Below are 13,497 nucleotides of genomic sequence, written 5' to 3'. Positions count from 1 at the left end.
CGAAGTCATCGTTCGCGTCCGATGGTCAGCCGTTACCGACAGCCATCGGTATACCACGCCATCCCTTAGCGCCTTAGCGGGGGATAGACTTAAGCTTCCATATATGATCGACATAATCACGAATACTTCGATCAGAACTGAATTTTCCAACCAGGGCGGTATTCAAAATAGCTTTTTTCGCCCACCCAGCCGCATCTCGATACTGCGCATCAATCTGACCATGCGCCTCGATATAAGATGCGAAATCAGCAAGCACTAAGTAAGGATCTCCGCCATCTAAAAGGCTTTCATAGGTGGCTCTGAGCTTTCTCGGCTCTCCGGGAGTAAATTCTTCACCGATCAGTAAATCAAGCGAGGCTTTCAGTAACGGATCCGCATTGTAGTAATCAAATGGGTTGTAACCACTTGCTTTGAGACGATGGATATCCTCGACTTCTAACCCAAAGATATAGATATTCTCATCACCGACTTCTTCGCGGATCTCAACGTTTGCCCCATCCATCGTCCCGATAGTCAACGCCCCATTGAGTGCCATTTTCATATTTCCGGTCCCGGATGCTTCTTTGCCTGCGGTTGATATCTGTTCGGAGACATCCGCTGCCGGAATAATGATCTCAGCCATACTGACCCGATAATCTGGAATGAACACTACTTTCAATCTGTCGTTTACCCGTTCATCACTGTTGATCTTCTCCGCGATCTTATTAATCGCATAGATAATTTCTTTGGCAAGGTAATAACCCGGCGCGGCTTTTGCGGCAAAAATGAAAACTCGGGGAACCATGTCAAAATCTGGGTGGTTAAGCAGACGGTGGTACAGCGAAAGAATATGCAGCATATTCAAATGTTGACGCTTATATTCATGCAGTCGCTTAATCTGCACATCAAAAATAGCATCTGTATTCAGCTCAATATCCATATTGGTTTTGACCCACTTGGCCAGACGCGCTTTGTTGTCTTTTTTAACTGCCATAAATGCCTGCTGAAACTCAGCGTCATCGGCCCATTGAGATAGCTGCGCCAATTCATCCAGTGCAACGGGCCAGTTATCCCCTATTTTTTCAGTAATCAGATGGGATAATCCCGGATTACAATACTGTAGCCAGCGCCGGGGAGTGATGCCATTAGTGACATTCATCAGTCGATGCGGATACAGTTCATGGAATTCGGGAAACAGGTCTTGTTTCACCAGTGCAGAGTGTAGCGCGGCAACACCATTGACCGCATAGGATCCGACAACACAAAGGTTTGCCATTCTCACCATCCGGTGAAATCCTTCCTGAATAATCGAAAGCTTTTGCTGTTTATCGCCGTCACCGGGCCATTTTTTCCGTACTTCCTGTAAGAAACGGTGGTTAATTTCGTAGATGATTTCCATATGACGCGGCAACAAACGCAGGATCAACGCTTCGTCCCATGTTTCCAACGCTTCAGGCAACAACGTATGATTGGTATAGGCAAATGTCTGACTACAGATACCCCATGCATCTTCCCAGGTCATATTTTGTTCATCGATGAAAATCCGCATCAATTCAGGGATAGCAATGGCTGGATGAGTATCATTCAGCTGAATCGTTTCATACTGAGGCAACTCTGCCAGTTGATGTCCTGCCGCTTCATGACGACGAAGAATATCCCGAATGGAAGCCGCACTGTGAAAATATTGCTGCATCAAACGCAGAGTCTTACCTTTTTCATGGTTATCATTCGGATAGAGCACTTTGGTAATGTTGCCGGCATCAATCAAGGCATGCTGTGCCTCAAAGTAGTTGCCGTTGTTGAAACTTTCTAAAGAAAATGGCGCAATTGCCCGACACTCCCACAAGCGCAGCGGATACACGGTTTCACTTTTATAACCGACCACCGGAATATCCCACGGCATTCCCATTACCGTCATGCCAGGAACCCATTTTCGTTTTTCCAGCCCATCAACCGTTTCGGTGGTGACATAACCGTAAAAACCGATTTCCTGTGCCAGTTCTGGCCGTGCAACTTCCCACGGATATCCTTCGATCCCACACCACGCATCCGGAGCTTCTTTCTGGTGGCACGCTTCAAACGACTGTTTGAACAGCCCATATTCATAGTGCAGCCCATAGCCGACTGTCGGAAATTCCTGTGCCGCCAGAGAATCCATAAAACAAGCAGCCAGACGCCCTAAGCCACCATTGCCTAATGAGGGATCCCGCTCTTCTTCAAGCAAGTCACTCAAATCAAGTCCTAATTCAGCCACGGCGTCACCAATGGCCTCATAAACGCCCATATTGAGTAAGTTATTACCGGTCAGACGACCAATCAGAAATTCCAGAGAAAGATAATTGACACTTTTTGCATTCAGAATTCGCTCATCCTGCTCAGTTTCCAGTAGATCAAATGTGGTGAGTTCTGCCAACGCGCGAGACATGGCCAAATACCAAGAGCGCTTGGTCGCATTTTCGACGGTTGTCGCATAAGTTGATGTCAGATGACGCTTTACATTATCCAGAAATAGCGTCTTATCAAACGACTTCTGCAATACTGCTTTCATCGTAACCCCTCCCAAACAGGTAACGAGCTGACTGAAATCTGTCTCCGCCTATGCAGGTATGGAGAAAGGTTCGATTGAGAAGGAACTACTGTCGCAGTCACTTCCGCTCAGTCATGAAAATCATATGGTATACAGCAGTCTTACCAAGTTGAGGTGTGATACATATCAACTTCTGTGTTGGATATGACTCACAATACCTTTAGATAGTAACCTTAGTCGTTAAATTGAACTCCTTGCGTCTTTTTCAGTCGATAAAGTCTACAAAAAGTGATAACAATCACATATTGATAACATAATATCTAACCGAAGTGCCAGTGATATGATGCTTTCTTATCATTTATCGTCCCAACCAAACTGACACTGGGTATTCCCCGACACTATAATATCTGATTATAAGTGAGTACTTACAATCAATTGAAAGCCATTCGGAAAAGTATATCGCAGAAATATTAACGGCTTGTCATTGAAAGAGATAAAAATAAAGGCATCGAATAGATGCCTTTATGATTCTCATATGAAGATGTATGTACGAATTAGAAACTCAGTGGAATCAGCTCAATACCAAGAACAGCACTAAAACTCATCACTACAATTAACGAGTGCTTGAACACTGTTTTTGACCATGCTTCAACGTTATCCGCAGTCATGCGACGGAATGTCACCCGGGTCCACATGAAGCAGACAGCCGAAGCAACCACTAAGTATTCATAACCAGTATTTCCGACAAGGTACAACCCCAACGCGACGGCATTGAAAGCAATCACATAAGCCATCATATGTTTACGGGCCTTATCGATTCCGGCAACTACCGGTAGTGCCGGAATTCCCGCCTGACGGTAGTCCTGCATTCTGAACATCGCAATCGCATAAGAATGCGGCATTTGCCATAGACAGAATAAGCTGAACAGTAAAACACCTTCCAGACTGATATAGTTGGTGACAGCCAGATAACCAGCCAGTGGTGGTACTGCGCCAGAAATACTCCCGACCAATGTGCCGTAGACAGACGTCCGCTTGTACCACATCGTATAAAAAAATACATAGAAGACATAACCCAACAACACCACAACAGCAGTCAGCGGGTTTGTCTGTTGGTACAGCAGCGCTGTACCGACGAGTAACAAGACGATGGCGTAGATAAATGCATGATCAACATTAATCTCACCACGCACCAACAATCTCTGACTGGTACGCGCCATTCTGCTATCGATATCACGGTCAAAAATATTATTAATGACACACCCTGACGCGATGATCAAAGCCACCCCGGTCAGCGTACAAAGCAGTAACATTGAGGTCGCTGATTCCGCTTTGGCTGCGAGAAAAAATCCCGCAGCCGTAGAAATCAGGTTACCAACGATAATGCCTGGTTTGGTGATCGACAGATACCCTTTAATCATCACGCTGCGCCTACATCATCATATTGATGTTCAGGTTCCACATAATCCAGATAGAACCAGCGATCAGAATCAGGACGACGATCGCGGAAAACACCAATGAAATGAAATTCCAGCGACCTTCACTCGTCTTAGTTTCCATATGCAGGAAGTAGACAAAATGAACAATCACCTGAACAATGGCGCAACCGAACAGAACGGCAAATGTCGTTCCGGTCGATAGGCTTTGTGTCGCAGCATAGTAAAAAGGAATAATCGTTAAGATCAGAGAGGCAACAAAGCCAATCACATATCCCTTCACTCCTGAGTCAGCGTGTTGGTTACTCATGATGTCACCCCAACTAAATAAACGAATGTAAATACACAAATCCAGACGATATCAAGGAAGTGCCAGAACAAGCTCAGACAGCCGAATCGAGTTTCGATCATGTCGGTCAGGCCCTTGGTATTCAATTGCCAGAAACAAACAAACAACCAAATCAAACCAAAGGTCACGTGCAAACCATGCGTTCCAACCAGCGTAAAGAATGCAGACAGGAATGCACTGCGATCAGGCCCGTAACCTTCCACAATCAGATGATGGAATTCATAGATTTCCATACCGATAAAGCCTGCTCCGAACAGGAAGGTAATCACCAGCCACAATTTCAAGGCACCGATCTGTTTGCGCTTCATCGCAATCATGCCAAAACCAAAAGTGATACTACTCAGCAGCAGCAACATGGTTTCGACAAAAACAAATGGTAACTCAAAGATTTCTTTACCGCTGGGACCACCAGCGGTTGCATTGGCAAGTACTGCATAAGTCGCAAACAATGTTGCAAACAAAATACAGTCGCTCATCAAGTAAATCCAGAATCCGAACAGCTTGTTACCACCGGTATCATGGTGGTGCTCATGCGCGTGATCGGCGACAGAATTAGCCTGCATAGTTCACCTCCATATCATCTTTCGATTGAGATCCGGCTTTTGCTTTCGCAACTTGATCGCGGTGTTCATCTTCAATCGCTTTGATTTCATCCACCTGGACATAGTAATCAACATCATCGTTAAAGCTATGCCAGATACTTGTTACAACAATACCGATAAAGCCGATAGCAGCCAGCCACCAGATATACCAGATCATCGCGAAACCAAAGACCATAGACCATGCAGAGACATACATACCTGTCGGTGTGTTTTTCGGCATATGAATCGGTTCGTATTCAACTTCTTTATCAAGTGAATGTTCTCCACGCTGTTTCTGATACCAGAAAGCATCGATTTGATCCCCTTCCGGAATCACCGCAAAGTTATAAAACGGTGGCGGAGAAGAAGTAGACCATTCCAACGTCCGGCCATCCCAAGGGTCGCCAGTGACATCACGGTTTTGTTCGCGATCTCTGATACTGACAACGATTTGAGTCACCTGACAAAGCACCCCGAGGGCAACAATCGCAGTACCGACTGCTGCAGTCGCAAGCAGTGGGAAGTAATCATGATTGATATCCTGACTCAAACGACGTGTCATGCCCATAAAGCCAAGTGCATACAACGGCAGGAAGGCCAATAGGAAGCCAATCAACCAACACCAGAAGGCACGGCGTCCCCATGCTTCATTCATCATGAAACCAGTCGCTTTCGGGAACCAGTAAGTAATTGCAGCAAAGCAGCCGAATACCACACCACCGATGATGACGTTATGGAAATGCGCAATGAGGAATACACTGTTGTGCAGGACAAAGTCAGCTCCGGGAACCGCCATCAGAACACCGGTCATCCCACCGATACTGAAGGTAATCAGGAATCCAATAGTCCACAGCATCGGTGATGTAAACTGAATGCGTCCTTTGTACATCGTAAATAACCAGTTAAAGATCTTCACCCCTGTCGGGATAGATATGATCATGGTTGCGATACCAAAGAAGGCGTTTACATTCGCACCGGCTCCCATTGTAAAGAAGTGATGCAGCCAAACAATAAAGGCCAGAATCGTGATGGCAATGGTTGCCCACACCAAAGACGTATAGCCGAACAGCTTCTTACGTGAGAAGGTTGCGGTCACTTCAGAGAACACCCCGAAAATCGGCAGAATAAGGATATATACCTCTGGGTGACCCCATGCCCAAATCAGGTTGATATACATCATCATGTTCCCACCCATATCATTGGTGAAGAAGTGGAAACCCAGATAACGGTCTAACGTCAAGAGTGCAATAGAAACAGTTAAAATCGGGAATGAGATAATGATCAGGATATTTGCACACAGTGAAGCCCAAGTGAAAACCGGCATCTTCATCAGTGGCATTCCCGGTGTACGCATCCGCATGATGGTAACAAAGAAGTTCACCCCGGTGAGTGTCGTCCCGACTCCCGATATCTGCAATGCCCAGATCCAGTAGTCAACGCCGACCCCCGGACTCGCAGCAATCCCTGATAATGGTGGATAAGCCAACCAACCAGTACGGGCAAATTCTCCCAAGCCCAGAGACAAGTTCGTCAGAATCACACCCACGACAAACAACCAGAAACTCAGGTTATTCAGATATGGGAAAGCAACATCACGCGCACCAATCTGCAGCGGCACAACAATGTTCATCAGACCGATCACCAGAGGCATCGCCACAAAGAAAATCATGATGACACCGTGAGCGGTAAAGATCTGGTCATAGTGATGTGGCGGCAGATAACCGGCTTCACCAGCAGCAGAGAGTGCTTGCTGACTTCGCATCATCACCGCATCGGCAAAGCCACGTATGAGCATGACAAATGCGACAACAATGTACATGAAACCTAATTTTTTGTGGTCTACCGAAGTAAACCATTCATTCCATAGATACTGCCATTTACCAAGACGTGTTACCCAAATCACGACAGCCAAACCGACCACCGCGATGACGGAGAGGGTAATCATGATAATGGGCTCATGGTATGGAATGGAGTCCAGCGTTAATCTTCCAAACATAATCTCATTACCCTTCATGCTCAGCCATCGAATGATGACCCATTGTTTTATCCATATCCTGTCCATCTTCCATGTGCATATTCATACTACCCGGGAACTGGGTTACCACTGAATTGAACAGGCCGTCCGGAATATGAGAATAATAAGTGACGGGAACATCGATGCTTGGTTTCGCTAAAGCACGGTAGTCGGAGAAATCATGAATCTGCTTTTCAGAAGACTTCACTTTCTCAACCCACTGTTCGAAGCTGGCCATATCCGGTGTCGCAGTCGCGGTAAATTTCATATGAGAGAATCCGTCACCACTGAAGCTCGCAGCAATACCTTTATAATCCCCGGCATGATTGGCAATCAGATGCAAACGAGTCACCATTCCGGGCATTGCATAGAGTTGGCTACCCAATCGAGGGATAAAGAAAGAGTTCATGATGTTATCTGACGTTAGTTTGAACTTCACCGGAACATCTTTTGGAAATGCAACATAATTGACCGTTGCAATTTTTTGTTCCGGATAAATAAACAACCATTTCCAGTCAAGCGATACGACTTCAATCGTCATTGGCTTCGCATCACTTACTAAAGGATTAGAAGGTTCAAGATGATGTGTTGAACGCCATGTGATTGTCGCCAAAATAACAATAATGATGATAGGGATCGTCCAGACAACAAACTCAATCTTTGTTGAATGGGACCATTCTGGTGTGTATTCTGCGTTCGAATTACTTGATCGATATTTATACGAGAAGTAGATCGTCATCAGTATCACAGGGATAACAACGATCAACATCAGGAGCAGAGCTGTAATGATCAACTCTTTTACCTGAACACCCACCTCTCCTTTGGGATCAAGTAGCGCAAACTTACACCCTGAGAGCATCAGCACTGTGAGTAACAGTCCGAGTCTCGATATGATGCTTTTATATCGTGAGGCTTCCATTTACTTGTACTTTCTCTTTTTGGCAGAGAACCTGATAACCGACACTACCTTATCAAGACTCTGCGGTTGTTTTTAATAAGAGTATTTGAATCTGTAACAAAATTATCCTTACCTGCGACAAATCCATTCAACTCTACGAAATCGTGATAATTCACATCCAGCTTATCGAGAAGGCAAATATATTTGTTACAAGAAAGAACACTTTGCTACATCCGACACATCATAGTAACAATACGTCGAGGGGCACTATATTAAAGTGCAATCTTAAGTTACGCAAATCTGACGTTCAGAAAAAGCAGATCTGCCACACCTGCGAAATCAAAGATATAATCCCTTGTTATCTATATATTTTTTAGAACAAATTTCTCCGTCTGCCACTCATTCCTCATGCATGTTTTTTTTTTCGTTATAATTTATGAACTCTATCACGGAATGTGCTGCAATTTCTTTTATAAACCCATGAATATGAGTGTGTGAAAAAATCATGATTTGTGATGACTATCGATAATCCCCAAGGCATAAAAAAACGCCCCGAGTCATACCAAGGGGCGTTTTGCAATCTGTTTTGTCATGAAAGCGAGAATGAGTGCCTACTCAATCTCCGCATTATGATAAACCTGTTGTACATCATCGCTATCATCCAACAGATCTAAGAACTTCTGGAATTTCTCAGCATCTTCTCCGGAAATTTCAGTCCGGTTTTGCGGCACGAAGGTAATTTCTTCCACATCCAAAGTGACATCAGGGAAAGAATCCGTTAACGCCGTCTTTGCTTTGAAGAATTCTGTGTGGGGAGCAAATACCGTCATCACACCGTCTTCCAGCTCAATATCGGTCACATCCACATCCGCCATGACTAACGCTTCTAACACGGTCTCTTCATCATCACCTTTAAACTGGAATACCGCTTGGTGATCAAACATATGAGCAACCGTTCCCGGGCTGCCGATCTTCGCACCCGTCTTTACAAAGCACTGGCGAACATCCTGATAAGTCCGGTTACCGTTATCCGTTAGACAGTCAACAATCACACTTACACCACCGGGGCCAAACCCTTCATAACGAGCAGGCTGGTAATCTTCACCAGAACCTCCCGAGGCTTTATCCAGCGCTTTGTCGATCACATGTCCGGGAACCTGATCTTTTTTCGCTTTAGTGATCAAATGCCGCAAAGAAAGGTTGGTATCCGGATCGGCCCCTCCATTTTTTGCACACACATAAATCTCTTTGCCGTATTTGGAATAAACTTTAATCTTTGCGCCTTGAGTCTTCGCCATGGAAGCTTTACGCACTTCAAAACTTCTTCCCATCGGGATATTCTCTCTCATTAATTGAACGCGACGGATTGTAGAAAAAACACAGAACCATTTCAATTTCTGCCGGTTCAGGGAGCGGCTTACATCACGCCCATGACCCTTTTATATTTATCCACTGATTGTTGAAAGCATGTCTGTTCATCGGTTGTTCGCAACGTTTCCCGATGCTGAGTGAAGATTTCAGGCCCGGCTTTTCCCTGTTTCAGTTTCCAGACTAAAAAGGCAGCCTGCTTATCCAACTCGATCCGATTCTTCTCTTCAGCACTCAATTCTGCAAGATTAAAAGACATGAAATCACCCGTCATCTGTAAACAAGTTGTGCAATATACCACAGGAATCGAGAAAATTAAGCGCTAACTGATGTTCATACCAGCTTACCCTCATTCAAAAAAAGGGGCAGCCAAGCTGCCCCTTCTTATCCGATATCAAACTTAATGAAGTAAGCCAAGTTCCCTTGCTTCTTCAATTGTTAAACCACTTTCACGAATCTCTCTCATCACTTCAATCCGGCGTCGGGCTTCAGCTGATTTAAGGTTTTTCGTGGGTTTTTGCAATTCAACTTCGTCCGTGAAGTCCCATTTGTTTGCGATATTCGTCATTTCATCATGGTCGATTGAATTGATAGACATAAATCACCTCCGGACAAACCATGTTAGGGACACGTATTCTATAGCGAAGCTGAAAAATCTTGTTAAGCAAAATTATCTAAGAGTGTGATAGTGGCTATAGTTCTGTAAAAATATTGATAGATGTAAGAATAAAATTTTGCGTCAATTTGAACAGCGCAGTATTTTTAAAAGATTGCTATCGATTTTTTACTCAACTCATCCCCTGACTCTTCCCGATAATTTTTATAATTCACATGGTATACGGAACAATGATCAAGGGTGATTCCATGAAAGAACTGATCATGTTCAGGTGACTTGATACTCAGATGCGCTTATTTTCTGACAGGCAAAAAAAAGCGAGCATGGGGTGCTCGCGAAAATGCTAAGTATGAATATAACAACGTGAACCTAACCAATGACATCGGTAGGATTAGGTTGTCTTTCGAGATAAAGAATAACGGTCTCAACATCCACCTCTGTCAGGAAGATGTCAAAGCTATGCAAAGACAAACAGAGTTTGTAACCTTCGTTCCATTTTGCTATGCACCGGCCATTGAATGCCCTAGATACCAATTGCCACTTCATCAAGCACTAAAAATACCGACTCGTCCAAATGCCCTTCACTAATCTGTTTACACACTTTACGCCGAACCGCCAATCCTGAAATTAACCGTTCAATTGACAAATGTTTATTGCGACTACGGGAATTGTACAGCTCAATGGCCTTACTCAGTGTTTCATACGGGAGCACCGTATCACCGACTCTTAGCCAATCGAGCTTATCAATCAGCTCCTGACACTCTTCTCGGATTAATGATGGAGAGTGTCCGGTCATCGCAGATAAAGCGCTTATACTGCGTTCCAGAGCCTCCTGTGAGGTATATTTTGACAAGGTAATCGTAATTTCATCGGCATTGATCTCAACCAGATGTTTGCGTAGCTTGACCCGGCGGCCCAAATTCCCTCTGGGAGACGGTGCTTTGCGCTGGATGGGTTCAAATTCACCATCGATAATTGAAGCAAGCTCCTCCAGTTTCTGCTTAGAGACCATTTCATGACGAAGTGGATTCGGTAAGGTCGGAGCCATGTTGCGTTTTCCGGCATTCGTTGTTCTCGCTCTGGAGAAACGCAAGACTTCTTCTACGTCACATTTGATATCGACTTCATAATCTGACAGTTTGCCTTTGGTATGAATCGATCGGACAGACAGGTGATACCCCCACAGATTGACGACAAATAAATCGTCATCCCCTTTTCCTTCGGATAAACGCCGCAACTCACGGATCAGATCCATCGAAAAACGCCGCCATTCAATATTGCGGGCCAACTTCTGATTCAGCTCGGATAACAGCATGGTTTCGTGGTGTCGGCGTGACATTCTACTCCGAAAATAAGAATAGAGTTGGAATACCAGCGTATGCTGTTTCAGAATCTCCGGTGGAAACAGGAAAAAGTAATCCCGCGTTAGCAGCTCTTCATAAAATGAAGGTTCCCAAACTAGGATATAGAGATTGGGTTTGATCTTAATTTCTCCGTCAGCGCCTTCAACCGGTGCTTCTTCTGAAGCTGTGATCGTTCGGGCCAGAAAGCGAAAACGATCACTTTTAAATCCTTCCGGCATATTTTCACTGAGCCAACGTCCGGTTAGTTCATGGAGCTGAAAGTCAGTAAATTCAATGCGATCAATACTGTCCCGGATAGAGTCTCTCGCCGGCCCGCTATCCTTTTTGCCCCGAAGTGACAAAATATCCGTGATATAAAGCGGTGTCTTATTCGGAATTTGTTTCGCGTTCAGATGATATTCTTCACGTTGATGATCATGGTATTGAACGGTTAATGTAAACAGGGCAAACAGTGTCATCAGATCATCGACAGTCATAATATTTTTGGATGATCTTGTTTCGATCACAGCCCGAGTCCCAGAAATTGAAACCATTGATTTCTGGTAATTTTTCCGTGTTCTTGGCGGAGCCAATGCTTGATCAATAATCCCGGCCCAATTGGTTGGTGAAACTACAAACTGATCTGCTTCATCCTTGATCGCCGGAGGGGTATTTAATCCATACTCATTTAACAAGCGCTGATTGACTTGAGTTTGGGCCAGTGCTTTGGAGCGTTTTTGCTTCTCTGACTGTTTCACTGATTCGGTGATCAGGCTGGTGGCTCCTAACGCTGAGATCAGTTGGCTTGGATTAATAAACTTATGTAGCATCGTTTTGCCGGCAAGGCCTTCTTCGAACCGGACAGGAATTTGTTCGAAGAGACCAATACTGACTGCTGCACGCAATCGTTGCTGGATTGCCGCTCTGGTCAACTGCCCATCAGCGGCTTCGATCAGCTCTGTTGTTGAGACCAGACCATCTTTACTACTCATGCCTTTTAAAGAGACTAAATTCAGTAGTTCAATGATGCTTCTGGTCACACCTTTAAAGTGTTGATACTGTTCTATCCAATTGATCGATGCTTCTGATACTTGAAAGAGATGTCCATCTTTATGATTTCTGGGAGCTTTGATTAATATTTTTTCGCGGGTGCTCATTTTTCCTGTCCATATCACATTTGATGTAATATTGATATTTTTCCGAGCATAAAGAAAAATATTCTATAAATAAAGAAAAAAATTATTGCTCTTAAAAACTGATCTTTATGATTATTAATGATCTTAAATGTTTATATGATCTTATGATCTGAGTAAAAAAAGGCCCGTAATTAACTGTAATAAAACAATATTTTTATTAAGCGGCTGAAAGCATGATCATGGTGACTCAGGAACGATGATCAATTAGATATTGAAAGCATGATCATTACGCGGCTGAAGCATGATCATTTGTGTTTCGGAATCATGATCAATAGTTTCTTTGAAGCATGATCAAGATGGACACACAACTTATCCACATGCTTGGTCTGCTGTTTATTATCAATCAAATGATATTTTGCTGCAATTCTGGGCAGCCCCGTAAGCATGATCAAGGTATCTTGTTTCTCACTTCCCTCTCCCGACAATTTTGCTGACTTTTGGATAATCGAAAAACACATTTTTTGGGAGATAACTCGATATATATCACGTTCGGTGGTCGCGTAAGCATGATCAAGGGGTGATGATGCCCTACTCTTCTGCAACGATGTCATTTCAATTTAGCGTTTAATCCAGATAAGGACGACGCATCCCCCAGTTGAATTGACACCATCCGTAGTTCAATCAAGAAAACTCATGCTTCCGAGAAAGATTCTTCTTGATCATTGTTCCGAGTATTTGATCATAAGATCATGAATGCGTTGCCTGAATTTACATTGCTCATATCCCTTGATCATGCTTCTATTTTTTCTGTAACACTTGGAAAAATGATCAAGGTGACATGCCATGATCATCTTTCCGGTCGGTTGCTTGTCGATTCGCTATCCACGGTATAGATTCATTTGATTAAATGACGATTTACGACTGATATTTTTCTTTATTCTGGCATTTCTGAGGTTTTTTTTGACAGAATAAGGTCTATTGTTGACCGGTAAAGACTTATTTTCAAGGAACGCTGGTTTTCATGATGTTCCGTTTTTCAGCGTCTTAGCTAAAGAAAAGCGTATAAAATGGTCGCGATTAACGCTGATGATGACGATTTTGGAAGTATCGTATGCAGTTGAAATCACAATCACCGTAAGTATCGGGCTTCTTTCAATCGTTCCGGTATCGTGATTCTGGTTATCAATGTTTATAACTCCCTTTATCTTGGTATCGATGAAACCGCATCATTATGACGTATTTTATTTAAT

10 protein-coding genes are annotated in these 13,497 nt (G+C 43.9%); all 10 read right to left on the bottom strand.

All coding sequences use genetic code 11. The annotated features are described in order from the left end of the window. Positions 1 to 73: 73 nt before the first annotated feature. Positions 74 to 2,527 (bottom strand): glycogen/starch/alpha-glucan phosphorylase, encoded by a 2,454-nt coding sequence (locus tag AC55NX_RS08235; protein WP_496995282.1) that lies wholly within the window; start codon positions 2,525 to 2,527, stop codon positions 74 to 76. 533 nt (positions 2,528 to 3,060) lie between these two features. Beyond that, on the bottom strand, positions 3,061 to 3,927 hold the full coding sequence (cyoE, locus tag AC55NX_RS08230; RefSeq protein WP_496995281.1) for a heme o synthase: 867 nt from the start codon (positions 3,925 to 3,927) through the stop codon (positions 3,061 to 3,063). Between the two features lie 10 nt (positions 3,928 to 3,937). Further along, positions 3,938 to 4,252 (bottom strand): cytochrome o ubiquinol oxidase subunit IV, encoded by a 315-nt coding sequence (gene cyoD / locus AC55NX_RS08225; protein ID WP_038184500.1) that lies wholly within the window; start codon positions 4,250 to 4,252, stop codon positions 3,938 to 3,940. Then, a complete protein-coding gene (cyoC, locus tag AC55NX_RS08220) occupies positions 4,249 to 4,854 on the bottom strand; it encodes a cytochrome o ubiquinol oxidase subunit III (protein WP_496995280.1) in 606 nt (201 codons plus the stop codon). Before cyoC ends, cyoD begins: the two co-directional genes overlap by 4 nt. Next, the gene (gene cyoB / locus AC55NX_RS08215; RefSeq protein ID WP_496995279.1) at positions 4,844 to 6,868 is read right to left on the bottom strand and encodes a cytochrome o ubiquinol oxidase subunit I; all 2,025 of its coding nucleotides are present in this window, start codon (positions 6,866 to 6,868) and stop codon (positions 4,844 to 4,846) included. Before cyoB ends, cyoC begins: the two co-directional genes overlap by 11 nt. Before the next feature lie 7 nt (positions 6,869 to 6,875). After that, complete coding sequence (gene cyoA, locus AC55NX_RS08210; protein WP_496995278.1) at positions 6,876 to 7,805, bottom strand: ubiquinol oxidase subunit II; 930 nt, start codon at positions 7,803 to 7,805, stop codon at positions 6,876 to 6,878. A 590-nt stretch (positions 7,806 to 8,395) separates the two neighbouring features. Continuing rightward, the gene (locus AC55NX_RS08205; RefSeq protein ID WP_496995277.1) at positions 8,396 to 9,115 is read right to left on the bottom strand and encodes a YebC/PmpR family DNA-binding transcriptional regulator; all 720 of its coding nucleotides are present in this window, start codon (positions 9,113 to 9,115) and stop codon (positions 8,396 to 8,398) included. Positions 9,116 to 9,201: 86 nt separating this feature from the next. Next, on the bottom strand, positions 9,202 to 9,411 hold the full coding sequence (locus AC55NX_RS08200) for a DUF3283 family protein (RefSeq protein ID WP_496995276.1): 210 nt from the start codon (positions 9,409 to 9,411) through the stop codon (positions 9,202 to 9,204). A gap of 141 nt (positions 9,412 to 9,552) precedes the next feature. Continuing rightward, a complete protein-coding gene (locus AC55NX_RS08195) occupies positions 9,553 to 9,750 on the bottom strand; it encodes a PA3496 family putative envelope integrity protein (RefSeq protein ID WP_059122101.1) in 198 nt (65 codons plus the stop codon). Positions 9,751 to 10,291: 541 nt separating this feature from the next. Continuing rightward, positions 10,292 to 12,268, bottom strand: a complete 1,977-nt coding sequence (locus AC55NX_RS08190; RefSeq protein WP_496995275.1) for a replication initiator protein RctB domain-containing protein — start codon at positions 12,266 to 12,268, stop codon at positions 10,292 to 10,294. Between the last annotated feature and the right edge of the window lie 1,229 nt (positions 12,269 to 13,497).

The organism is Vibrio rubrogenes, from assembly GCF_059641415.1.
This window is presented reverse-complemented; position numbering and strand designations above follow the sequence as displayed.